Source organism: Epilithonimonas hispanica, from assembly GCF_003385395.1.
GTDB classification, from domain to species: domain Bacteria; phylum Bacteroidota; class Bacteroidia; order Flavobacteriales; family Weeksellaceae; genus Epilithonimonas; species Epilithonimonas hispanica.
Window position 1 is genome coordinate 34,665 of the sequence record NZ_QNUG01000011.1, and the last position, 22,885, is coordinate 57,549.

Below are 22,885 nucleotides of genomic sequence, written 5' to 3' on the forward strand. Positions count from 1 at the left end.
AAACATATTCCTTATTTTTAAAAATAAATCTTACACAAAATGAAATTTATAAAATACTGTCTGTTAGCAACTTTACTGATTCTGATGGTAGGTTGCAAAAAAACAAGTGTTGACGGGAGCAACCGCAAAAGCTTTCAGGAAAGTATCAATGATATGGCTTCCAGCCTTCCAACCTTGCAACAAGTAAAATTCAACGAAGCTTTATATATTCTAAAGACATTTGGCGTAGAAGCTGATGGAGATATTGCAGAAATTGCAGCTCTTGGAAAACTTCTGGATGGAAAAAAAACAGCAGAAATTTTTGCTTTAGCAGACCAAGTGGCGCAGAAAAACGGCGTTGATTGGAGCAGTACCGCTCCACCAAGTTTAGGGGAAATGAACATCTTCGGAAATGAAGTAGCTTCTGAAAAAGACCCTAACGATATTAATGCGGCAGCACTTAACATTATTGTTACCAATATTGCAGGCGACAGTTTGACAGGTTCAAAAGGATTGATCATCACACCACAATTGGTTGACAACAATAGAAAAAAAGTTGATTTTGAAGGCGCTGCATTGGAAACTGTTATGGAAATCTCAAGTGGTGGAAACAAAATCTCTACTTCTAAAAACCTGATGCAAGACCCAGCTTTCAGAGGATTCACGATTAAATATTCATCGCTTCCAAAAGAAAAAATATTTGAAGAAAAAATTGATATTAAGCTAACTGTAAAAACAACTAAGAAGCTTTTACAAATGCTTAAAATGGGAATTCCTGTGAATGGAAAAGCGCTTTACACGCCGCCAGCTCCTGTAGTTTCGGATTCTCTCCAAGTTCCTGAACCGCAAGTTGACCCACAAACCGGAGAAACTTTTACGCCTCCGCCAGCTCCAAAAGCTACGAATCCAGACCCAAAAACAACCGTAACAAAATTCTTGAATAATTTATCTTCTCAGAATTTCAAAGCCGCTTTTGATGCTTCTGAAAATCCGAATTGGGGTTCTTATGACAAATTCTCGAATCCTAATTCAGGTTTTGGCTCCGTAAAAAATATCAGTGTTAAAAATATTGCTGTTCCTTATAATAAGGATAATTCAGCAAATGTCAACGTTACTTATGATGTGACTGACAAAAACGGAAAAACAACTTCCTTGAATGTGACTTACGGATTGAAAGCTGTTAACAACAACTGGAAAATTACAACTTATAAAATCAACAATTAAAAATAGAAGATGGCATCTGCAGAATTGATTAAGAAATTAGAAGAAACAATTGATAATATTCCGGACTTCCCAATTCCGGGAATTCAATTTAAAGATATTTGTCCGATTTTTCTTCAGCCAAAGTTATATGAAGAAGTCATCGCAGATTTGGCTAATTTCAGCCGAGGAAAAATTGATGTCGTTTGTGGAATCGAAAGCCGAGGTTATCTTTTTGGGATCGCGATTGCTGTTGCTTTGGATGTTCCTTTTGTTTTAATTAGAAAAGCTGGAAAATTACCTCCGCCTTTCATCGGAGAAAAATATGATTTGGAATACGGTTCTGCTGAAATCGAAATGAAAACCGGACATTTGAAAGAAGGACAACGCGTTTTGATTCACGATGACCTTTTAGCAACTGGCGGAACTACAGAAGCTGCTGCAAAACTCGTTTCAAAACAAGGCGCCATTCCTACACAATTCAGTTTTTTGATTGATTTGAAAGATTTGGACGGCGAAGAAAGACTCAAAAAATTTAACGCAGAAGTTTACTCGATTCTGAAATATTAAAATAATTTAACCATCAGAAAAAGAAGTTTTTGCATATCAAAAGGAAAACATTAAATTTGCACTCTATTTATTAAAAAAAATTATGGCAAACCAGCATAACAAAAATCACGAACAAGAAGGAAAAGAAACCGTAGAATTTTTCAGAGACCTTGATAAAGAAGCACTTAGTATAGAATCATTCTTAGAAAAAAATGCAAAAACACTTAGCTTTGGTTTCGGAGTTCTGATTGTTGCAGTTTTAGGTTGGTTCGGATATCAGCAGTTCATTGTTGCTCCTAAAAATGAGGAAGCTACAAAAAGTTATCTTGCTGCTCAGAAAAATTTAGCTGACGGAAAAGAAGATCTTGCTCTTGGTGGAAAATCTGTTGCAAACCCAGGTTTCATTGGTACTTACGATGAGTACAGCGGAACAAAAGCTGGTAAATTGTCCGCTTACAATGCTGGACTAATAGAATTCAAAAAAGGAAATTATCAGAAAGCTTACGATTTGTTGGACAAATTCAGTTCAGATAACAAAGTTTTGGTAGCGCTTAAATTTGGAGCTATGGCAGATTGTCTTTCAAATCTTAACAAAGCGGATGACGCGCTTGCATTGGCAGACAAAGCATCTTCTGCTTCTGATGACGCTTACACTTCTTATTATTTTACAAAAAAAGCAGGAATGTTAGCTTTGGCACTTAAGAAAAATACTGATGCTAAAAAATATTTCGCTACAATCGACGAAAAATATCAGGACTATGACAACGGACAATCCGATGCTTTCATAGAAATGACAAAATATTACTAAACAATGGCAACTACTAATCTATCAGATTATAAGCCACTCAACATTTCTAATGCCGATGAATATTCAATCGGCATTGTTGTTTCTGAGTGGAACGATTTCGTAACTTATAACCTTCGAAACGGCGCAATCGAAACGCTGAAAGCCGAAGGAATCAAAGAAGAAAACATTCACATTTATTACGTTCCGGGCGCATTCGAGTTAAGCTTTGCAACAATGAAGCTATGTCGTTCAAACAAATTCGCCGCAGTTATTGCAATAGGCAATGTGATTCGTGGAGAAACCCCACATTTCGATTATGTTTGTTCTGGCGTTACACAAGGCATAAAAGATTGTAATATCTTGACCGATACACCAGCTATCTTTTGTGTTTTGACAGATGATACCAAAGAACAGTCCATTGCCAGAAGTGGAGGAAGTCTTGGGAATAAAGGTGTAGAAGCAGCCGTTACTGCATTGAAAATGATTGATTTCAATAATAAGACAACTAAACTTTAGTAGCTTAATCCCGCTAGTAGTTTATCCTGAGCTTGTCGAAGGGCTATATTTTTTTTTTGTCTTAGAGGATTTTACCTTCAAAAACAAAGTTTTTAGTTAAGACAAAAAAGGATGCCGCTACTATCGGGACTAGTGAGAAGCAATGTGCAAAAAAAATATTTTTCAATATCAAAAAGAAAATGTTAATTTTAAAACACAAAATATTACAAGATGAAATGGACAAACGACAGAAGCGACAACGTAGATGACAGACGCGGTTCCGGCGGTGGTGGCGGAATGCTTGTTGGTGGCGGTTTAGGAACCATCATTATTGCAGCCATTGTTTTTTTTCTCGGAGGAGATCCATCTGCAATTCTACAAAACAGTAATTCTGCACCTCAACAAACAGAACAGAGACAACTTACCAAAGAAGAGCTCAACATCAGAGAATTTGTCAGAATGTTGACTAAAGAAAATGAGCAAACGTGGGAAAAGATTTTTCAGGAAAACGGAATCCAATTCAGACCTGCAAAAGTTGTTTTGTTCGAAAGTACAACAGATTCAGGCTGTGGAACTGCACAGTCAGAGATGGGACCTTTTTATTGCCCGTCAGACCAAACTATCTATATTGATATGAGTTTCTTTAACGAACTTCAGCAAAAATTTGGAGCCAAGGTTGGACAGTTTACAGTTGCTTATGTTCTTGGTCACGAGTATGGACATCATATCCAGAACCTTTTAGGGACATTGGATAAAGTTCATCAATTAAGCCAAAGAGGGAGCGAAACTCAAGCCAACAGAATCTCTGTCGCCAATGAATTACAAGCAGATTTCTATGCAGGACTTTGGGCAAAGCAAACCGATAACAGAGAAAAGATTCTAGAACCTGGAGACATTCAAGAAGCGATGAGTGCTGCTGCTGCAGTTGGTGATGACAATATTCAGAAAAGAGGACAAGGTTATGTAAACCAAGAAAGTTTTACCCACGGTTCTTCCGCTCAACGCGAAGAATGGTTTATGAGAGGTTACAATACTGGTGATATCAGACAAGGCGATACGTTCAGTGCATTGCTGAAATAAATAAGAGAAACAGAGTTTTATAAAACAGAAAAAGCAAGAATCATTCAATTCTTGCTTTTTTATTATCCAGATATTGGACTTTATATTATCCTTGCTTTTCCATTTTCTTAATGAGATTAAGAGCAGAACCAGCTTTGAACCATTCGATTTGTCCGGCGTTGTATGTGTGGTTTGCGATAATGATATCTTTAGTTCCATCTGCGTGAACAAATTCCAAAGTCAGTTGTTTACCCGGTGCAAATTGATCTAAATCTAAAAAGTTAATTGTATCATCTTCTTGGATTTTATCATAATCTTCTTTGTCCGCAAATGTGATTCCTAACATTCCTTGTTTTTTAAGGTTGGTTTCGTGGATACGGGCAAATGATTTAACCAAAACAGCTCTTACACCAAGATGTCTTGGTTCCATCGCGGCGTGTTCTCTGGAAGAACCTTCGCCGTAATTTTCGTCTCCTACAACAATTGTTGGGATTTCTGCTGCTTTATATTGTCTTGCAGAATCTGGAACTGGTTTATATTGCCCGTCCAATTCGTTTTTAACTTTGTTGGTTTCCATATTAAAAGCATTCACAGCACCAATTAGCATATTGTTGGAAATGTTGTCAAGGTGTCCACGATATTTCAGCCAAGGTCCAGCCATAGAAATATGGTCAGTTGTACATTTTCCATAAGCTTTGATTAATAATTTAGCTCCAGTAATATTTTTTCCATCCCAAGCTGGGAATTCTTCTAATAACTGAAGTCTGTCCGAAGTCGGAGATACAATCACTTCTACATTAGAACCATCTTCGGCAGGCGCAATATAACCCGGATCGTCCACATCAAATCCTAATCTTGGTAAATCATCTCCGCTTGGTTCGTCAAGAAGAACTTCTATTCCGTCTTTATTTTTAAGTTTATCTGTTAAAGGGTTGAATCTCAAATCTCCTGCAATTGCCAAAGCTGTTACCAATTCCGGAGAACCTACGAAAGCGTAAGTATTTGGATTTCCATCTGCTCTTTTTGAGAAGTTTCTGTTGAAAGAGTGAACAATTGTATTTTTCTCTTGTTTATCAGCTCCTTCACGAGCCCATTGTCCAATACAAGGTCCGCAAGCATTAGCAAAAACTTTACCACCAATCTCATCAAAAGTTTTCAAGAAACCGTCTCTTTCGACAGTGAATCTAACTTGTTCCGAACCTGGGGTAATAGTATATTCTGCTTTCACTTCCAGATTTTTATCTTTTGCTTGTTTTGCAACAGAAGCAGCTCTTGCTATATCTTCGTAAGATGAGTTGGTACAAGAACCAATTAACCCAACTTCGATTTTTGTTGGCCATCCATTTTTCTCTGCAATTTCTTTCATTTTAGAAATCGGAGTGTAAAGGTCAGGTGTGAAAGGTCCGTTCAGTGCTGGTTCTAGTTCACTTAAATTGATTTCAATAAGCTGGTCATAATATTTTTCAGGTTCTGCGTGAACTTCTGGATCAGCTTTCAAAACGTGGGCAACGGCATCTGCTGCATCAGCCAAATCTTCTCTGTCGGTTGAACGAAGATATTTGCTCATATTTTGGTCGTATTCAAAAATAGAAGTGGTTGCTCCGATTTCTGCGCCCATATTACAAATCGTTCCTTTTCCAGTACAAGACAATGAATTCGCACCTTCTCCGAAATATTCAACAATGGCACCAGTTCCACCTTTTACAGTAAGGATTCCGGCTACTTTTAGAATGATGTCTTTTGGAGCAGCCCAACCATTCAGTCTTCCGGTTAATTTAACACCAATCATTTTGGGGAATTTTAGTTCCCAAGGCATTCCTGCCATCACATCAACTGCATCTGCGCCACCAACACCGATGGCGACCATTCCGAGTCCACCCGCATTTGGCGTGTGAGAATCTGTTCCGATCATCATTCCTCCGGGAAATGCGTAATTTTCTAAAACAACCTGGTGAATGATTCCTGCGCCGGCTTTCCAGAAACCAATGCCGTATTTGTTCGAAACGGATTCTAAAAACTGATAAACTTCGTTGTTTTTGTTATTAGCATCTACCAGATCAGTTGCAGATCCAACTCTTGCCTGAATCAAATGGTCTAGATGAACAGTTGAAGGTACTGCTACTTTTTTCTTACCGGCCTGCATAAACTGTAAGAGAGCCATCTGCGCCGTCGCATCCTGCATCGCAACTCTGTCGGGAGCAAAATCTACATAAGATTCTCCTCTTTTAAATGCTTCTTTTACCTGTGATGGAAAAAGGTGAGCGCAAAGAATTTTTTCTGAATAAGTAAGAGGTCTTCCCATAAAGGCTCTTGCTTCGTTTACTCTGCTTTCGAAATCAGAATAAACTTTTTTGATCATATCCAAGTCAAAAGTCATATCTCAATTTTATTTTTATTAATAGATTTTACCTTGTTTTAAAAGGAAAATTAAGTCTTGTATGATTAATCAAAATCCATTCCTACGCTTGATTTAAAAGAATAAATATGATTAATGATTACAATAATTTCTACCTATCAAGTTAAGCAAAAAATAAAATCTCTTATTTTAAATTTCAATTGAAAACTTAATATGGAAAGATTCTAAACAAAAAAATGGAAGACTTCAAAAAGAAATCTTCCATTTTATATTTAAAAAGTCTAAGACTTTAGTTTAAAATCAATTAATGACCAACAGTTACCAATTCTTTAATAGAAGGTACAAAAGTTGTCAAATCAATTCCTTCAACAGCTGTTTTGTACTCTTCAATACTTGGGATTCTACCGATAATTGCAGACAATACAACAACTGGAGTAGAAGCCAATAAAGATTCACCTTTTTTACGTTCAGAATCTTCAACCACTCTTCCCTGGAAAAGACGGGTGGAAGTTGCTAAAACAGTATCTCCTTTCTCCGCTTTTTCCTGATTACCCATACAAAGGTTGCAGCCAGGACGCTCAAGATACATCATGTTTTCATATTGAGTACGAGCTTCACCTTTCGGAGCAGCATCGTTGAATTCAAAACCTGAATATTTTTCTAGTAATTCCCAGTCACCTTCAGCTTTTAGTTCATCGATGATATTATAAGTAGGAGCAGCAACCACTAATGGAGCTTTGAATTCTACTTTACCATTTTTCTTTTCAAGATTTCTCAACATCTGAGAAACGATTTTAAGGTCACCTTTGTGAACCATACAAGAACCTACGAAACCAAGGTCAACTTTTTTCTCACCTCCGTAGAAAGTAAGGTCTCTGATGGTATCGTGCGTATATCTTTTAGAAACATCGTCGTTGTTTACATCCGGGTCAGCAATCATTGGTTCAACGATTACGTCAAGGTCAACTACAACTTCTGCGTAATATTTTGCATTAGCATCCGGAGTCAAAGCAGGTTTATCACCTGTTCTGATTTCCTCGATTCTCTTGTTTGCTTTGTTGATTAATCCTTGAAGAACGTGATTATGGTTGTCCATTCCTTTATCGATCATAATCTGGATTCTACTTTTCGCAATTTCCAGTGATTCAATCAAAGTGTCGTCTTCGGAGATACAGATAGAAGCTTTCGCTTTCATTTCTGCAGTCCAGTCTGTGAATGTAAACGCTTGATCAGCAGGAAGTGTTCCAATGTGAACCTCGATAATTCTACCTTGGAATACATTTTCTCCGTCGAATTGTTTCAACATCTGAGCCTGAGTCGCGTGAACCACATCACGGAAATCCATATGCTCTTTCATTTTGCCTTTGAAAGTCACTTTCACAGATTCAGGAATCGGCATTGAAGCCTCACCTGTTGCCAAAGCTAAAGCTACCGTTCCAGAGTCAGCGCCGAAAGCTACACCTTTAGACATTCTTGTGTGAGAGTCACCACCGATGATGATTGCCCATTCGTCAACCGTAATGTCGTTAAGAACTTTGTGAATAACGTCTGTCATTGCGTGGTATTCACCTTTCGGGTCACGGGCTGTGATCACTCCGAAATCGTTCATAAATTTCATTAATTTAGGAATGTTTGCTTGTGCTTTTTTATCCCAAACTGAAGCGGTGTGACATCCTGACTGATAAGCTCCGTCAACAATTGGCGAAATTACTGTTGCAGCCATAGATTCCAATTCCTGAGAAGTCATCAAACCTGTTGTATCCTGAGAACCAACAATGTTTACTTCAACACGAACGTCTGAACCTGCGTGTAATAATTTACCTTCAGTAACACCCACTGCATTTCTGTTGAAGATTTTTTCAACAGCTGTTAAGCCTTGTCCTTCGATAGAAATTTCTTTTGAAGGAGCAAAAACTGCAGGAGCGGTAATTCCTAAAGTTTTAGCAGCAAACGTCTGGATTTTTTTACCAAAAACGATGGCATAAGAACCACCAGCTTTGATAAATTCTAATTTTTGAGGAGTAAATGATTTTGAAATATCTTTCAATTCAACGTCTCCATTGTATAATTTTTTCTCTTTCGTATTGATGGTAAGAACAGTTCCTGTAGCAACTGAATATTTTTCTTCCAAAACGATGTCACCGTTTTCGTTACGAACAGGTGTTCCGTTTTCGTCAACTTTTTTCACCCAGTTTTGTAAATCGATTCCGATACCTCCGGTTACGTCAACTGTAGTTAAGAAAATCGGAGAAATACCGTTTGTTCCGGCAACAATTGGAGCAATGTTTACGAAAGGCACGTAAGGACTTGCCTGTTTCCCTGTCCAAAGTGCAACGTTGTTAACACCAGACATACGGGAAGAACCTACACCCATTGTTCCTTTTTCAGCGATCAACATCACGCTTGCGTCAGGATGTTGAGCCTGAAGCGCTTTTATTTCTTCCTGTTGAGCAGGAGACATCATACATTTTCCGTGCAATTCGCGGTCAGAACGAGAGTGTGCCTGATTTCCCGGAGATAATAAGTCGGTGGAAATATCACCTTCTGCAGCGATGTAAGTCACCACTTTAATTTCTTCTGGAACTTCAGGAAGTTTAGTGAAAAATTCTGCTTTGGCATAGCTTTCCAGAATATCTTTAGCGATTGCACTACCCAATTCGTAAGCTTCTTTCAAACGTACAGTATCAGCATCGTACAAGAAAACCTGAGTTTTAAGAACTTCCGCAGCTTGTTTTGCAATAGCTTCATCGTTTCCTAAAGCCAAATCAAGAAGAACTTCGATAGAAGGTCCTCCTTTCATATGAGACAATAATTCAAAAGCATAAGTTGGAGTGATTTCCGCCACTACAGCTTCGCCAAGGATGATTTCCTTTAAAAATTTAGCCTTTACACCTGCAGCACTTGTAGTACCCGGCAAAGTGTTGTAGATGAAAAATTTTAGAGAATCAGCTCTGTGCTCGTTCGCTGTATCTTTGATTTGCTCAATGATTGCGCTTGTTAAATCTGCGCTGTCAATTGGTTTTGGGTGAAGCCCCTGTGTTTTTCTTTCCTCGATTTCTTGGATGTAATCCTGATAAATATTCATAATAATGTACGTCTTTTCATTCTTTAAAAAATAGATTTGAAATTTCAAAAATTGTCTAAATCTAATTGATAACTAAATGTTTTTTTTGATTTTAATCCAACTTAATCAAAAATTCTATTTGAAGAGAAAATTTAATCTTGCTAAATTCGCCCAAATTTACGAAATTATAAGCGTTTTTAAGAATAGAATAATTTAGATTAATAATAAATTAGATGTGTTTTATCTATGTTTTATATTTTTATTATATTAATTTCGATTTTGAAAATCAGAAGAATTTGAAAACTGTATCATTTTGAAAATCAAATTATTACTTAGAGATAAAAAAAAGACAATCGCTGTTTTTGTCTTTTTTTTAATATTGATTTGTGTCTATTATTTTTTTGATCCTTTAAAATATTCCTTTTTCTTAAAATGTCCTTTGAAAACAATTACAGGTTATGAATGTGCTGGTTGTGGCGTACAGAGGGCGTTTCATTCATTGTTGCACTTTAGGTTTTTGGAAGCGTTTAAATTCAACCCGTTATTTGTGATTTCCATTCCTTTTTTATTGATGTTAGTTTTTATTAATTTTTCTAAAAATCCAAAACTTAAAGTTGGAGTTGACCGTTTCATCATTAATAAAATGTTTGTTTTTGTAGTATTAATAATAGTTTTCGTATTTTCGTTGTTGAAAAACACAGACTTTTATAAAGATTTTATAACTCATTTATAAAAACAAACACGATGAAAAAACTATTTAGCTTATTTATTTTAAGCTTTTTTGGCTTAGCGTTTAGCCAGATGAAGGACGATAACGACACTTTGCCGTCTTTGATTCCTCAAAAAATTAATCAATTTTCTGGATATATCAATCAGCAAGGCAAAGTGGTGATTGTGCCCGAATATCATATTGCAATGTTCTTTTCCCAAGATTGTAATCTTCTTAATTCCCCTAATAAAGCCGTGAGGGTTTTTGGATCTGCAAATTATGCAACGGTTGAAAAAAATAATATATCGTATCGTATCAATAAAAAAGGGAAGAGAGTTTACCGCTACAAAAAAACTGACATAGGAAAGTGTTCCCAGCCATATGTCGTGCAGAAGTATAAGGCCTTTGTGTTAAATGGTGCGTATGGTTTGGTTAGTAAAGAAGATATTGACCTAGGTGGTTATAAGGATTTTGACATCTATCCACAATATCAGATGTTGTATGTGTTAGAAAGTGATCGTGAAAATCCAATGATTGTTGCGGTTAAAAATGATAAGTTTGGGATAATCGATAAAAATAACCAAGTCGTAATCCCTTTTATATATGCAGACATCAAAACCAACCTGAGTTGGAAAACAGCTAATCTTTTTGAAGTTTCTACAGATGGAAAAGATTATTTTTTTGTCAATAAGAATAATTACGCTTATCTGGCGAAAAAGTTGTAATTTCGCCGTCAGAAATTTAAGGGGTGCTGTCACAAGCTGAGATTATACCCAATGAACCTAGAACAGGTAATGCTGTTTAGGGAAATAGTTTTTAATGAATAATTAAAAATTGAATTAATAAGATATGATTTCCGGATATTATAGATTATTAATTCTTCATTGTTAATTCTTTTTGCCCCTTTTATTCCAATAAATTTTAACAACAAAAATTTAAACGAATGAAAGGATTTATTTTTTTAGGAGTGTTCATTGCTCCATTTTATCTTTCACAAACTGTTCAGGATTCTACACAGGTTACATCAATCCAAGCAGTTGAATTTACCAAAAGAACACCGGTTGCAAAAGCAATCATCAATGTCGAAAAAGATTTAGCGGACAAGAATCTAGGTCAGGATTTGCCAATTCTTTTGAAAAACCAAATGTCAGTAGTTTCTACTTCCGATGCAGGAAATGGAGTTGGTTATACAGGGCTTAGGATTAGAGGGACGTCGGGAACAAGTATCAATGTGATGTTGAACGGTGTTCCTTATAATGACTCCGAATCTCAAGGAACTTTTTTTGTTAATGTTCCGGATTTGACAAGTTCTGCTTCACAAATTGTAATTCAAAGAGGTGTTGGAACATCTTCAAATGGAGTTTCTGCCTTCGGAGCTAGTGTGAATGTGATTTCCAAAGATCCGTCTGATGAATTTTCTGTGAAAACAGATGATTCTTATGGTTCTTTCAATACTTACAAATATTCTGCTGAGGTCAACTCTGGAAAATTCTGGAAAAACCGATTGTCTGTAATGGGAAGATATACTTACATTCATTCTGATGGTTATATCGATAGAGCTTTTTCAAAACTTCATTCTTATAATTTCTCTGCTTTGTTTCAAGAAAAAAATACGGAATTGAGATTCTTAGCTTTTGGAGGAAAAGAAAAAACTTACCAGGCTTGGAATGGTGTTGATAAAGCGACTTGGGAAACTAATCCGAGATTCAATTATTCTGGAGCAATTTATGATTCCAACTGGGAAAATATAACAGGATATTATAATAATGAAACGGATAATTACAGACAAAATCATTATCAATTATTATGGAATCAAAGATTCTCTGACGATTGGAAATTGGAAACAACCGCTCATTATACAAAAGGAAAAGGATTTTACGAGAATTATAAACAAGGTGACCCTTTCGCGAGATATAATTTACCGGACTATAATGGTGAAGAATATTCTGACTTTATTAGAAAAAAATGGCTGGATAACGATTTTTATGGTGTGATTTCTACTTTATATGGAAACCTGGGAGATTTGAGTGTTAATGTTGGAGCGGTTGCGAATCAATATTATGGACGACATTTTGGGAATGTTACAGGCGTTTTTATTCCGGAAATTAATGAATCAGAATATTACAGAAATCGTTCTATTAAGAATGAAGTTTCCGGATTTGCAAAAGCGATTTATAAACTGAATCAATTCGAGTTCTTTGGAGATTTGCAACTGAGAAACATTGATTATGATACCAAAGTCATTCAGCAAGGTGATGATGAAGGTGCGAACCTTGATAAGAAATGGACTTTTTTCAATCCAAAAGCCGGAGTTAATTTTAATTTAGAAAATGGAAAAGTTTTTGTGTCTTACGCCAATGCGCATCGCGAACCGAATAGAGATGATCTTTTCGCTAATCCGGAGACGAAAGCAGAAACACTTCACGATTTTGAAGCGGGTTGGGAACAACAGATCGGGAAAATTGCTTTCACAGCGAACGCTTATTATATGTACTATAAAAATCAATTAGTTTTGAACGGGCAAGTCAATAATGTTGGAGCATTTATCAGAACTAATAGCGGGAAAAGTTACAGACTTGGTTTAGAATTAGGAATTCTATCAAAGATTACAAAAGATTTGCAGGTTTCGGCTAACGCCACTTTAAGCGATAACAAAAACAAAGATTTTTATTTAGAAACCGAATCTGGAATTCAGAATTTAGGAAATACAGAAATCTCTTTTTCACCAAGTTTCCTTGCTAATGGAAATATTCTTTATTCACCGTTTAAGAATTTTAATCTTGGCGTTACGGCGCAATATGTTGGTAAGCAATATCTAGATAATAATGGAGATAAAGAGAATCAATTAGATGCATATTTTGTCCCTGATTTTAATATGTCATACAAATTGCCTCTCAAGAAACAAGATGTGACTTTGAGGTTCTTGTTAAATAATTTCACAGATACTAAGTATGTCAATAACGGTTTTAGTGGGCCATATTATTTCGCGCAAGCTGGAATTAACTTCCTTTTTGGGGTTTCTTTGAAATTGAAATAAATGATTCTAATTTTAAAATCAAAGGTTTGTACATACGCCTTATATACAAACACAAATTAAGGTTGCAGCAAAAGCAACCTTTTATATTTTCTTTAACATCAAAAATTATGTAGTTTTGCACCGATGAATTTTGAGTACTTTTTATATCAATATCTTCTGAAGCATAATAGAGCAGAGATTCCGGAATTTGGAGTTTTCGAACTTACCAAAGAGTCTGCTAAAATTGATGCAGAAAATTCTATTATAATTCCACCGAAAGAAATTGTTACTTTCGAATACAACCCAGCTGTATATGATAATCAGTTGGCGAAATATATTACCGATGAAACCAATTCTAATCTTTTCGTCGTTCAGATGGATTTGAAAAATGAAGTGGCAAAATGGTTTCAGAAATTGCAGACAGAAAATTCCTTAAGTCTTGAAAATCTTGGGCAATTTCAATTAAATGATGACAAAAAAGTTGTTAAAGTAATAGGTAATGATGAAGATGTTTTTGGTTTTGAGAAAGTTGATTTACAGCAACTCAAAACTTTAAAATCCAAAAAAACGTCCAAAGAAGAAAATTATACGTTCAACAAAAATGTTATTTGGACTTTTGTCTCCCTTATCATTATTGGCACTTTAGCGCTATTTCTTTTTGGTAATCAGGAGTTGATTTTCGGAAAGTCATCAAACATTCCAACGAAACCAATTGTCAAAAAAGAGAAGCTGAAAAAAGCGGTGACAATTCCTAAACAAGATTCTATAAAAACAGATAGTATAAAAACAACAACGAATGCAAAAATCCAAAAAACCATCAGATAGTCTAACAGTAATGACTAATATGGTGTTACCAAACGAGACCAATCATTTAGGGAATATGTTTGGAGGAGAGCTATTAGCAAGAATGGATAGAGCTGCTTCTATTGCAGGAACAAGACATTCTGGAAATGTAGTGGTAACAGCCTCTGTTAATCACGTTTCTTTTTCAAAATCTATCCCAGAAGGAGGAATTGTTGTTTTGGAAGCCAAAGTTTCTAGAGCTTTTTCTACATCTATGGAGGTCTATGTAGATGTTTGGTTAGATGATCCCATCAATCAAGAAAAAGTATATACCAATTCTGGCATCTATACATTTGTTGCAGTTGATGAAAATGGAAAGCCAGTTAGAATCCCAGGACTTGAACCAGAAACAGAACTGGAAATCGAAAGATTTGCAGCAGCACAAAGAAGAAAAGAACTATCACTCATCCTTTCTGGAAGAATGAAGCCAACAGATTCTATAGAACTCAAAAAGTTATTCTTAGGAGAATAATTATTAATAATACAAACAAAAAACGGGCTTTAGCTCGTTTTTTTTGAGTTTTACACATCTCAGACTGTGGTCAAAATAATTAATCCAAAGTCTAATATCTAAAGTCTAATATCTAAATTATGAAAATCCTTCAACTCGATAAAAATCATCCATTAATCTCCGAACAATTGACTGCAAAAGGTTTTGTTGTAGAAGAAGACCATTCTTCGACCTATGATGAGGTTTTGGAAAAAATCATTGATTATCAAGGAATCATTATCCGAAGTCGAATTCCATTAGACAAAAATTTTCTAACAAGAGCTTCTCATCTCAAATTTATTGCGAGAGTAGGAGCGGGAATGGAAAATATCGATATCGAAACTGCTGAAAATTTAGGAATCAAATTAATTAATTCTCCAGAAGGAAACCGAGATTCTGTTGCAGAACACGTTGTCGGGATGCTATTGATTCTAATGAACCGATTGTTTATTGCATCTAATGAAGTCAAAAACGGAATCTGGAAACGGGAAGAAAATCGTGGTGATGAATTGCTAGGAAAAACCTTCGGAATCATCGGTTACGGAAATATGGGAAAAGCTACAGCTAAAAGACTTTCGGGTTTTGGGGTTGAGGTTATTTTCCACGATATTTTACCAAATCTTTCCGATGAATTTGCAACACAGGTTTCTTTGGAAGAACTTCAAAAAAGAGCAGATGTTTTGAGTCTTCATATTCCTTTGACTTCGGAAACGCATTATTTGATTGATGAAGAATTTATTTCAAAAATGGAAAAGAATTTCTACTTCGTCAACACAGCTCGAGGGAAGAATTTAAAAACCAAAGCTTTAGTACAAGCAATTGAGTCGGGCAAAGTTTTAGGTGCTTGTCTTGATGTTTTGGAATACGAAAAGTCTTCTTTTGAAAATTTGGAAACAGAAAATCAGGATCTGAAATATTTATTAGATTCTGAAAAAGTGATTGTTACACCGCATATTGGTGGGTGGACGCATCAGAGTAAAGAAAAATTGGCTCAGGTAATTGTTGATAAAATTCTTGCTGATTTTAGAAATTAAGTCTCAAAAAATTCTCCACATTTAACAATTCTTAAGAAAATTAGAGACTTCTAAAAACTCATTTTATGTTAACTTGCGAACCTTAAAGAAGTTTGGATATAATGAATTTTAGAAAAGTAATTACGGTAGGTTTAGCAGTGTTATGTATTAGTTCTTGTAAAAAGAAAGAAGAACAAATCAATGAGAATTACGAATCTAAACTTCCCAATTACGGCAACGTAGATTTGACCAAAGTTTTCACCCCACAAGAATCTACACTTTCAAACGAAGCTGCAATTCTTCCTCAAATCAATAATTATTATCAGAAAATCTGGGAACAAGGTGACCTAAGCGGAGGGATTCTTGTTGCAAAAGGCGATAAAATCATCTTCGAAAAGTACAGAGGTTTTGGAAGAGAAGGCAAACAAATGCCGATTGATGCGAATACGCCACTTCACGTCGCTTCGGTTAGCAAGACGATGACCGCAATGGCTGTTTTGAAATTAGTAGAAGCTGGAAAACTGAAAATGGGAGATGACTTAACCAAGTTTTTTCCAAAGTTTCCTTACAAAGAAATCACGGTTTTCAGTCTGTTGTCCCAAAGAAGCGGACTTCCAAAATACGAACATTTTGACCAAAGCATAAAGCCTGCTCCCGAAGAACTGAAGAAAGATTTCATAACAAATCAGGACGTTTTGGATATGCTCATCAAATACAAACCAGAATTGGCGAGACTTTCCAACACAGGATTTATGTATTGCAACACCAATTTTGCGCTTCTGGCGTTGATTGTTGAGAAAGTTACCGCAACACCTTTTCCGGAAGCGATGCAGGAGATTGTTTTCAAACCGTTGAAAATGAATCACACATTTATCTTCCAAAAAAAGGATATTCCTACAGCTTCGCAATCGTTTTACAGCGGTTACAGATTGTATCCTTTGGCGAATCTGGATTTGATTTATGGCGATAAAAATGTTTATACAACACCGAGAGATTTGCTTAATTTTTCCATTGCACTATATTCCAAAGATTTCCTGAAACCAGAGTTGGAAAACAAAATCTTCGAACCTTATAGTAATGAGAAAAAAGGGATCAACAATTATGGTCTTGGTTTCCGAATGAAAGAATTTGACAACGGCGAAAAACTCACTTATCACAACGGTTGGTGGCATGGGTCTAATGCCGTTTTTGCGCATCTTTTGAAATCCAAAATAACCATTGTAGCCATCGGAAACAAGTATTCGCAAAAAGTTTATTCCGCACTGTCATTATCTGGTTTGTTCGAAAATTTCCCTTTAGAATTAGATAAATTCAACAAAACAATGAATCCAAAAGGCGGTTCACAAACAGAATCTGCTTTTTCAGCAAACGGAGAGTTGTAGAATTACTTTGCTAAGTATCACAACTTTGTTAGGTTTGGGCGCCTTTTCCGTGCTCCGTTCCCGCTTTTTTGATCGTCGTTCCTCCTCACAAAAAGAGCTCCACTCAGCCCGGGGCGCAGCGTCAGCATAAAATAAAATTAAACAATAAAATACAATTTTGTCATCCCTAGAAATCTAAACTGCTGAGATTGACTTAGTCTAACCACTTCCTTAGGTTTCCTGCAGAAAGACAAAACAACATAGAAAACAGAAAAACATTAAATAATAGTAAATTGATTATCAGGACTTTGACGATTGTTGGAGTTCTTTTTTTATTTTTGATGTAATAATTTGCAATTCCAAAATGTCTTACTTTTAAACAACCAAGAAATTAAAAAGGTTTTAAAATTTGAAAGAGAGTCTTCGACAGGCTTAGACTGACAAAATTTTAACCTCAAACATTAAACAGAATCTATGACTCAAGAAAATTTTCAACAAACGGTATTTGTTCTCAAGGATGAGATGTATCGTTTTGCGAAAAAGTTTTTGATGAGTGCAGACGAAGCGGAAGATGTCGTAATGGATTTGATGATGAAGTTTTGGCAGAAAAAAGAAGAATTAATGGTTGTAGAAAATCTGAAAAGTTTTGCCCTGCGAAGTGTAAAAAACGAATGCCTGAACCGCTTGAAACATCACGAAGTGAAACTCGGATTTGCAAGTCAGACGAGACACAATTCGGAGCTTTATCAGATTGAAACCAATAATATTAAAGAGCAGATTTTGGGATTTATCAACCAACTTCCCGAGAAACAAAAAATGGTCATTCACTTAAAAGATGTCGAGGAATATGAGATTTCGGAGATTTCGGAAATGATGGAAATGGAAGAAAATGCAGTCCGGGTCAACCTGATGAGAGCCAGACAAAAAGTGAAAGAATCAATTAACAAACTTTATGCGTATGAAAACCGACAGATACAAGGATTGGGAATCTAAATTCTTCGAAGGCGAAGAGTTGACGCCAGAAGAGGAATTATTCCTGAAAAATGAAAGCGATAATCCATATTTTTCTTTTCTAAAAGAGGAGAAACAGGAGAAATTAGATATCAAGTTCGAGGATTTCTTAAACAAAGCGACAAAACTTGATATTGAAGAACCGAAAATAGTAACACTTCCAATTGCAAAGAGAAAATCTTATACACAATATTGGATGGCAGCGAGTTTAGTTTTATTAATGGGAATTGGTGGATTTTGGATGTTTAACAATCCGGAAAATGTGGAACCTCAAATTGCAAAACATACAGAAACTCCTAAGAAAGTTGAAACTCCAAAAGTTTCTCCAATTGAAAATGCTTCAACTCAACAACCAGTTTTAGCCCAACAAAATACTCAGCCAAAAACACAGAAAGTAGAGAAAAAAAATGCAGTTGAAAATCAAGAATCAAAAACACAGTTCGCTTATCATGAACCAAAAGAAATTAAAAAAGATCAAAACCTAAATAAAGTAAACTCAGATTTGGAATACAATCCTAATTATGTTATCATCAATGGAAAGCCGGTTTACAGCGAGCAGGAAGCTATTGCGGTGACAGAGGATACTTTTAATTTTTTCGCAAGTAACGTTACCCAAACCATAAATCACGTAGAATCTGCTCAAAATGTTTCAGAAGATGTCATCAAAATCATCAAATTCTAAAATTATTACAATGAAAAAAATATCAATATTAATCGTATTATTTCTGCTGTCGACCAATATTTTTGGACAGACAGAAGAACTCAATAAGCTTTTTGATAAATACCAAGATACAGAAGGTGTAACCTCTATCAAGATTGCGAAACCAATGTTCAAGTTGTTGAATAATCTTAAAATCGATGATGAAGAACTAGGGAAAATTCAGCCGCTTTTAGGAAAGGTTAATGGATTGAAAATGTTGGTTTTGGAGAAGTCGGAATTGTCTAATAATTCCAATGTTAGTGGCAGGAAAATCGAAACAGAAATTGCGAATTCTCTCAAAAATATGAAGTATGAGGAATTGGTAACCGTGAACAATCGAGATGCTAAAATCAAGTTTATGGCACAGGATATCACAGCTAATGTTATGGATAATTTGATTCTTAATATTATGTCAGAAGACAGTTCAGTTCTAATGATGTTGGACGGGAAAATCTCTATTGATGATGTCAATAACCTGATGTCTGAAACAAAAAATGTCACTTCATTAAATCCAGTGTCTAGTATAAAATCAGCCAATGTCCAGATTGGAAGTGTGAGAAACGTCCCAGATTTTAACGGAATAGAAACTTCTTCTGGAGTAGATGTAGAATTCACTCAAAGTCCAACGCAAAGTGTGGTTGTAAAAGTAGAGCCTGAGAAGCAACAATACGTCATAACAGAAGTTGAAAACGGTATTTTGAAAATCTTTGTAAGAAATAATGGCGTAAAGAATTTGAATTTCAATAGTCTTAAAGTGATTGTTTCAGGGCCAAAATTATCAAAATTGATTACCAAATCTGGTTCTATATTCAAAGCTATAAATCCAGTTAGTGAGTCTAATTTTGCGGCAAGCTGTTCATCTGGTTCACAAGTTTCGGGAAGTTTTAAAATCTCCACAAACACAGCTTTGGATGTTTCTTCTGGTGTAAGCGTAAAAATGAATTTGGAAACCGAATCTCTGGCTTTGGAAGCAAGCAGCGGAAGTTCTATCAAATTAACGGGAAAAGCTAATTCTGGAGTTTACAGTGCAAGCAGTGGAAGTTCTGTCTCGGCAGGCGATTTCGTGACTAAATCTGCAGTTGTGGATGCATCTTCTGGAGCAAGTGTAAAAATCAATACAACTGAAAGTTTAACAGCAAGTGCAACATCTGCAGCGTCTGTACAATACAGAGGTAATCCTTCCAAAGTGACAAAATCTGCCAGCGAAAGAACAGGCTCAACTATTAACTCGATAAACTAAAGAATTATGTTAAGATTTATATACATTATCATTTTGACGATTGTTGGTTTCTTTTTACAATCGTGTATGGTTTCTCAGAAAAAAGTTCACACCGATTTTTTTGATAATCCAGGATTTAAAGAAGGTTCTACTTTTCTAAGTATCAATGTTCCCACTTTCTTAGCAAGATCTTACGTGAAAAATGCGATGAAGCAAGACGGTGAAAGCCAGGAAGTGATAGACCTTGTAAAGAAAATAAGCGACGTAAAAGTATTGCTTGTAGAAAGTTCCAAAACACCTGTCAAAGAAGAGTTTCAGAAATATCTTAACCGTAATAATTACGAAGAATGGATGTCTGTAAAGCAACAAGGTAATCTGATAAGCCTTAATGCTCAACAAACAAATGATATCATCAAACGAATGATAATCACCGTAAATGATGATAATGACCAAAGTATTTTCGTAGATGTGAAAGGGAAATTTTCGCCGGATGACATCTCAAAAATTATCAACGCTACTGAAAAAAATAAAATCAAAATTCATAGAAACTAAAAAGCAGAAAATCACTAATTTGTAGTGGTTTCTGCTTTTTGGTGAATTATCTCCTAAATCTGAAATATTCTGTCAATTCGTGTTTTTTACCCTTGAGAAATGCAGAAGCCATTTCCATTCCGATGACCGAAAACGTAATGCCATTTCCTCCAAAACCTAAAACAAAATAAGCGCTTGGGAAATTGGGATGTTCACCGATGTAAGGCAATCCGTCTTTGGTTTCTCCGAAAGTTCCCGCCCAGACAAAATCGGTTCGGAAATTATTTTTGGGAAGATATTTATCGAGTTTTTTAACTAGTTTTTTTTCTTTGTCCAAAAGTAGAGAATCTCGTTTTTGCGCATCAACAAATTCTTCATCTTCGCCACCAATCAAGATTCTGTTATCGTCTGTGGTTCGCATATAGATGTAAGGTTCTGCGGTGTTCCAAACTAAAAGGTCGTTCAGTTCCTTGTGACTTTTTTCGTGTTGTTCGCCAACAATTGCGTAGGTTGATAAGAGATTGACGAATTTGTCTTTGATGATTTCTGTACTTTCGAAACCATTGCAAAAAATGATTTTTTTAGCTTTAATCGTGTTTCCGTAATCTGTTGTTGCTGTAACTCCGTTTTTCTTATAATCGAATTTGATAATATCCGTTTTATCGAAAATCTGTAATCCTTTTTTATGATTGAAATGAAGAATATCGTGCGCCAGACAAAATGCATCAATACTTCCACCTTGTTCGGAAAGGATTCCGCCAAAAGTATTATCAATTTTAAACTTCTTTTTGATTTCATCTGCTGAAAGCCATTTCACAGGAAACTTAGCCGATCTTCTAGCTTCGAATTCCTTTTTCAAATCTGGAACATCTTTTTTGAAAGCTGCAAAATAAAGCGATTCTTTTTTCTTGAAACCACAATCCGATTTCACTTCTTTGGCAACCTTCTGCAAATCATCAATCGAATCATAACAAGCCCAATAGGATTTCTCCGCGCCTTCTTTTCCAATCATTTCTGAGAGTTCAAAAAGCGGAACATCAATCTCATATTGCAACATTGACGTTGTTGCGCTCGTACTTCCATTCCCGATTTCGCGTCGGTCCACCAAAACAGTTTTGTAGCCGTCTTTTATCATCTGATGAGCGAGAAGAGAACCGGTGATTCCACCTCCGATGATCAGGATTTCGGTTTCGATATTTTCTCTAAGCGAAGGATAAGAATGTTTGATGCCGTCTTTGACGAGCCAAAATGGTTCAGGTGATTTTAGTTTCATAGTTTGATTTTGATTTAATGTTTTGAATCTTATCAAAAAGTAAACCGTTGAAAATTTTTAAATTATTTTAAATGCATAAGAAAATTATGCATATTTTTGTGAGGTATTAATTCTTTGATATGAATAAAAATAGTCTCTATAAGGGAACGCTTCAAAATATTATTTTAAAACTACTTTCAAAAGAAGTGAAAATGTATGGTTATCAGATGACACAACGTGCGAAAGAACTCACGGAAGGAGAGCTTGAAATGACAGAAGGTGCGTTGTATCCGCTTTTGCATAAATTGGAAGCAGACGGCATTATTACTTCGGAGATTCAGGAAATCAATGGAAGAAATCGTAAATATTATTTGCTTTCGGATAAAGGCAAGAGGCAGCAAATATTGCAAGAAGTTGAAATGAGAAGTTATTTGTTTAATTTAAAAACTATTTTTGATATATGATTTCTGCTGAACAAAAATTAGAAATTGAGAAGTATTTAATTTCTAAGAAACTTCCTATTGATATTTTGCTTGAAGTGAAAGATCACATTATATCTCAAGTAGAAGAAATCAAGAAGGATGAGAATTTGGAATTTCATCTCGCATTTGATAGTGTAAAAAACGCTTGGCAGGATGAACTTGAAATGAAGAGTAATTATTTTTTGAACATTAATGCTCCCAATTTTGTTTATAGAATAATGGTGGAATCTGATAAAAAAGTTTTAAAAAAATCGTTATGTATTGTTTTGATTATTCAGTTACTTATGGCCATTTTTATCTTAAAAATTTCTAATAAGGAACAATTCAATTGGTTCTATCTGATAATTAATCTAAGTTTATATATAATTCCGATTTCAATTTTTGTATTTAATTTTCGAAATTTAAATTTTTTTAAAATCAAGAAAAGAACATTGCAATATTCTATCTATCAAAGAAATCTTACTGCTTATATTGCCTTTATAACTTTTCTAAATTCTACGATTTTTGATTCTAGCAAATCGTCGGAGAGGATTTTTAACTTGTTTCATGGTCAGGATTTAAGTAGCAAAAATTCATGGATATTATTTGTATTAATTTTTATTATGCAAACTATGATGGTTTTTACAAATATCAATTTATTTCAACATTCGAAAACAGTTAATCATATTAGAAAATACATTCCTAATTATAAGTAAAGTTTTACTTTAGAAAAGAACGACGGATATAATTTGGAAATTGAATTATAATATAAATAAAAACCTCAAAGAAA

Annotated in this window: 21 protein-coding genes; 18 read left to right on the plus strand and 3 right to left on the minus strand. The window is 35.3% G+C overall.

Annotated elements, in window-relative coordinates; all coding sequences use genetic code 11:
* Positions 1–39 precede the first annotated feature (39 nt).
* From DRF58_RS06650 to ypfJ, 5 genes are all read left to right on the plus strand, one after another.
* A complete protein-coding gene (locus DRF58_RS06650) occupies positions 40–1,203 on the plus strand; it encodes a DUF6694 family lipoprotein (RefSeq protein WP_116034063.1) in 1,164 nt (387 codons plus the stop codon).
* A 9-nt stretch (positions 1,204–1,212) separates the two neighbouring features.
* Positions 1,213–1,749, plus strand: a complete 537-nt coding sequence (locus DRF58_RS06655) for an adenine phosphoribosyltransferase (RefSeq protein ID WP_116034065.1) — start codon at positions 1,213–1,215, stop codon at positions 1,747–1,749.
* Positions 1,750–1,831: 82 nt separating this feature from the next.
* A complete protein-coding gene (locus tag DRF58_RS06660) occupies positions 1,832–2,536 on the plus strand; it encodes a tetratricopeptide repeat protein (protein WP_116034066.1) in 705 nt (234 codons plus the stop codon).
* A 3-nt stretch (positions 2,537–2,539) separates the two neighbouring features.
* Positions 2,540–3,031 (plus strand): 6,7-dimethyl-8-ribityllumazine synthase, encoded by a 492-nt coding sequence (ribH, locus tag DRF58_RS06665; RefSeq protein WP_116034068.1) that lies wholly within the window; start codon positions 2,540–2,542, stop codon positions 3,029–3,031.
* Positions 3,032–3,241: 210 nt separating this feature from the next.
* The gene (ypfJ, locus tag DRF58_RS06670) at positions 3,242–4,090 is read left to right on the plus strand and encodes a KPN_02809 family neutral zinc metallopeptidase (RefSeq protein WP_116034069.1); all 849 of its coding nucleotides are present in this window, start codon (positions 3,242–3,244) and stop codon (positions 4,088–4,090) included.
* An 85-nt stretch (positions 4,091–4,175) separates the two neighbouring features.
* On the opposite strand, the gene DRF58_RS06675 is transcribed toward ypfJ, so the two are convergent.
* Both DRF58_RS06675 and DRF58_RS06680 read right to left on the minus strand, forming a co-directional pair.
* A complete protein-coding gene (locus DRF58_RS06675) occupies positions 4,176–6,446 on the minus strand; it encodes an aconitate hydratase (RefSeq protein WP_116034071.1) in 2,271 nt (756 codons plus the stop codon).
* Positions 6,447–6,729: 283 nt separating this feature from the next.
* Complete coding sequence (locus tag DRF58_RS06680) at positions 6,730–9,510, minus strand: bifunctional aconitate hydratase 2/2-methylisocitrate dehydratase (RefSeq protein ID WP_116034073.1); 2,781 nt, start codon at positions 9,508–9,510, stop codon at positions 6,730–6,732.
* Between the two features lie 292 nt (positions 9,511–9,802).
* On the opposite strand from DRF58_RS06680, the gene DRF58_RS06685 reads away from it, so the two are divergent.
* The 11 genes from DRF58_RS06685 (at position 9,803) to DRF58_RS06735 (ending at position 20,403) form a co-directional block, all read left to right on the plus strand.
* Complete coding sequence (locus tag DRF58_RS06685) at positions 9,803–10,222, plus strand: DUF2752 domain-containing protein (protein ID WP_157966713.1); 420 nt, start codon at positions 9,803–9,805, stop codon at positions 10,220–10,222.
* Between the two features lie 11 nt (positions 10,223–10,233).
* Positions 10,234–10,923 carry a WG repeat-containing protein gene (locus DRF58_RS06690; protein ID WP_116034076.1) on the plus strand — a complete coding sequence of 230 codons (690 nt, stop codon included), beginning with the start codon at positions 10,234–10,236 and terminating at the stop codon, positions 10,921–10,923.
* Between the two features lie 218 nt (positions 10,924–11,141).
* Positions 11,142–13,235 carry a TonB-dependent receptor gene (locus DRF58_RS06695; RefSeq protein ID WP_116034078.1) on the plus strand — a complete coding sequence of 698 codons (2,094 nt, stop codon included), beginning with the start codon at positions 11,142–11,144 and terminating at the stop codon, positions 13,233–13,235.
* Positions 13,236–13,358: 123 nt separating this feature from the next.
* The gene (locus DRF58_RS06700) at positions 13,359–14,039 is read left to right on the plus strand and encodes an HU domain-containing protein (RefSeq protein WP_116034080.1); all 681 of its coding nucleotides are present in this window, start codon (positions 13,359–13,361) and stop codon (positions 14,037–14,039) included.
* Positions 14,011–14,529: an acyl-CoA thioesterase gene (locus DRF58_RS06705; RefSeq protein ID WP_116034081.1), complete on the plus strand. Its 519-nt coding sequence runs from the start codon at positions 14,011–14,013 to the stop codon at positions 14,527–14,529. Before DRF58_RS06700 ends, DRF58_RS06705 begins: the two co-directional genes overlap by 29 nt.
* Before the next feature lie 119 nt (positions 14,530–14,648).
* Positions 14,649–15,581 carry a 2-hydroxyacid dehydrogenase gene (locus DRF58_RS06710; RefSeq protein ID WP_116034083.1) on the plus strand — a complete coding sequence of 311 codons (933 nt, stop codon included), beginning with the start codon at positions 14,649–14,651 and terminating at the stop codon, positions 15,579–15,581.
* A 101-nt stretch (positions 15,582–15,682) separates the two neighbouring features.
* On the plus strand, positions 15,683–16,942 hold the full coding sequence (locus DRF58_RS06715) for a serine hydrolase domain-containing protein (protein WP_116034085.1): 1,260 nt from the start codon (positions 15,683–15,685) through the stop codon (positions 16,940–16,942).
* A gap of 453 nt (positions 16,943–17,395) precedes the next feature.
* Complete coding sequence (locus tag DRF58_RS06720; protein ID WP_116034087.1) at positions 17,396–17,914, plus strand: sigma-70 family RNA polymerase sigma factor; 519 nt, start codon at positions 17,396–17,398, stop codon at positions 17,912–17,914.
* Positions 17,880–18,614 carry a hypothetical protein gene (locus DRF58_RS06725; RefSeq protein ID WP_116034088.1) on the plus strand — a complete coding sequence of 245 codons (735 nt, stop codon included), beginning with the start codon at positions 17,880–17,882 and terminating at the stop codon, positions 18,612–18,614. Before DRF58_RS06720 ends, DRF58_RS06725 begins: the two co-directional genes overlap by 35 nt.
* 10 nt (positions 18,615–18,624) lie before the next feature.
* A complete protein-coding gene (locus DRF58_RS06730; protein WP_162300300.1) occupies positions 18,625–19,872 on the plus strand; it encodes a DUF4252 domain-containing protein in 1,248 nt (415 codons plus the stop codon).
* A gap of 6 nt (positions 19,873–19,878) precedes the next feature.
* Positions 19,879–20,403 (plus strand): DUF4252 domain-containing protein, encoded by a 525-nt coding sequence (locus DRF58_RS06735; RefSeq protein ID WP_116034092.1) that lies wholly within the window; start codon positions 19,879–19,881, stop codon positions 20,401–20,403.
* Between the two features lie 46 nt (positions 20,404–20,449).
* Here DRF58_RS06735 and DRF58_RS06740 read toward each other — a convergent pair whose 3' ends face one another.
* Positions 20,450–21,655, minus strand: coding sequence for an NAD(P)/FAD-dependent oxidoreductase (locus DRF58_RS06740; protein WP_116034093.1), 1,206 nt, complete (start codon positions 21,653–21,655; stop codon positions 20,450–20,452).
* 119 nt (positions 21,656–21,774) lie between these two features.
* On the opposite strand from DRF58_RS06740, the gene DRF58_RS06745 reads away from it, so the two are divergent.
* Positions 21,775–22,098: a PadR family transcriptional regulator gene (locus tag DRF58_RS06745; protein ID WP_116034095.1), complete on the plus strand. Its 324-nt coding sequence runs from the start codon at positions 21,775–21,777 to the stop codon at positions 22,096–22,098.
* On the plus strand, positions 22,095–22,811 hold the full coding sequence (locus tag DRF58_RS06750; protein ID WP_116034096.1) for a hypothetical protein: 717 nt from the start codon (positions 22,095–22,097) through the stop codon (positions 22,809–22,811). The genes DRF58_RS06745 and DRF58_RS06750 overlap by 4 nt, the downstream gene beginning before the upstream one ends.
* Positions 22,812–22,885: the final 74 nt, after the last annotated feature.

Excerpts from the sequence above, each read along its gene's own strand:
- DRF58_RS06650 (WP_116034063.1), top strand. The coding sequence starts at position 40 with ATGAAATTTATAAAATACTGTCTGTTAGCAACTTTACTGATTCTGATG.
- DRF58_RS06655 (WP_116034065.1), top strand. The coding sequence starts at position 1,213 with ATGGCATCTGCAGAATTGATTAAGAAATTAGAAGAAACAATTGATAAT.
- DRF58_RS06660 (WP_116034066.1), top strand. The coding sequence starts at position 1,832 with ATGGCAAACCAGCATAACAAAAATCACGAACAAGAAGGAAAAGAAACC.
- ribH (WP_116034068.1), top strand. The coding sequence starts at position 2,540 with ATGGCAACTACTAATCTATCAGATTATAAGCCACTCAACATTTCTAAT.
- ypfJ (WP_116034069.1), top strand. The coding sequence starts at position 3,242 with ATGAAATGGACAAACGACAGAAGCGACAACGTAGATGACAGACGCGGT.
- DRF58_RS06675 (WP_116034071.1), bottom strand. The coding sequence starts at position 6,446 with ATGACTTTTGACTTGGATATGATCAAAAAAGTTTATTCTGATTTCGAA.
- DRF58_RS06680 (WP_116034073.1), bottom strand. The coding sequence starts at position 9,510 with ATGAATATTTATCAGGATTACATCCAAGAAATCGAGGAAAGAAAAACA.
- DRF58_RS06690 (WP_116034076.1), top strand. The coding sequence starts at position 10,234 with ATGAAAAAACTATTTAGCTTATTTATTTTAAGCTTTTTTGGCTTAGCG.
- DRF58_RS06695 (WP_116034078.1), top strand. The coding sequence starts at position 11,142 with ATGAAAGGATTTATTTTTTTAGGAGTGTTCATTGCTCCATTTTATCTT.
- DRF58_RS06700 (WP_116034080.1), top strand. The coding sequence starts at position 13,359 with ATGAATTTTGAGTACTTTTTATATCAATATCTTCTGAAGCATAATAGA.
- DRF58_RS06705 (WP_116034081.1), top strand. The coding sequence starts at position 14,011 with ATGCAAAAATCCAAAAAACCATCAGATAGTCTAACAGTAATGACTAAT.
- DRF58_RS06710 (WP_116034083.1), top strand. The coding sequence starts at position 14,649 with ATGAAAATCCTTCAACTCGATAAAAATCATCCATTAATCTCCGAACAA.
- DRF58_RS06715 (WP_116034085.1), top strand. The coding sequence starts at position 15,683 with ATGAATTTTAGAAAAGTAATTACGGTAGGTTTAGCAGTGTTATGTATT.
- DRF58_RS06720 (WP_116034087.1), top strand. The coding sequence starts at position 17,396 with ATGACTCAAGAAAATTTTCAACAAACGGTATTTGTTCTCAAGGATGAG.
- DRF58_RS06725 (WP_116034088.1), top strand. The coding sequence starts at position 17,880 with ATGAAAACCGACAGATACAAGGATTGGGAATCTAAATTCTTCGAAGGC.
- DRF58_RS06730 (WP_162300300.1), top strand. The coding sequence starts at position 18,625 with ATGAAAAAAATATCAATATTAATCGTATTATTTCTGCTGTCGACCAAT.
- DRF58_RS06735 (WP_116034092.1), top strand. The coding sequence starts at position 19,879 with ATGTTAAGATTTATATACATTATCATTTTGACGATTGTTGGTTTCTTT.
- DRF58_RS06740 (WP_116034093.1), bottom strand. The coding sequence starts at position 21,655 with ATGAAACTAAAATCACCTGAACCATTTTGGCTCGTCAAAGACGGCATC.
- DRF58_RS06745 (WP_116034095.1), top strand. The coding sequence starts at position 21,775 with ATGAATAAAAATAGTCTCTATAAGGGAACGCTTCAAAATATTATTTTA.
- DRF58_RS06750 (WP_116034096.1), top strand. The coding sequence starts at position 22,095 with ATGATTTCTGCTGAACAAAAATTAGAAATTGAGAAGTATTTAATTTCT.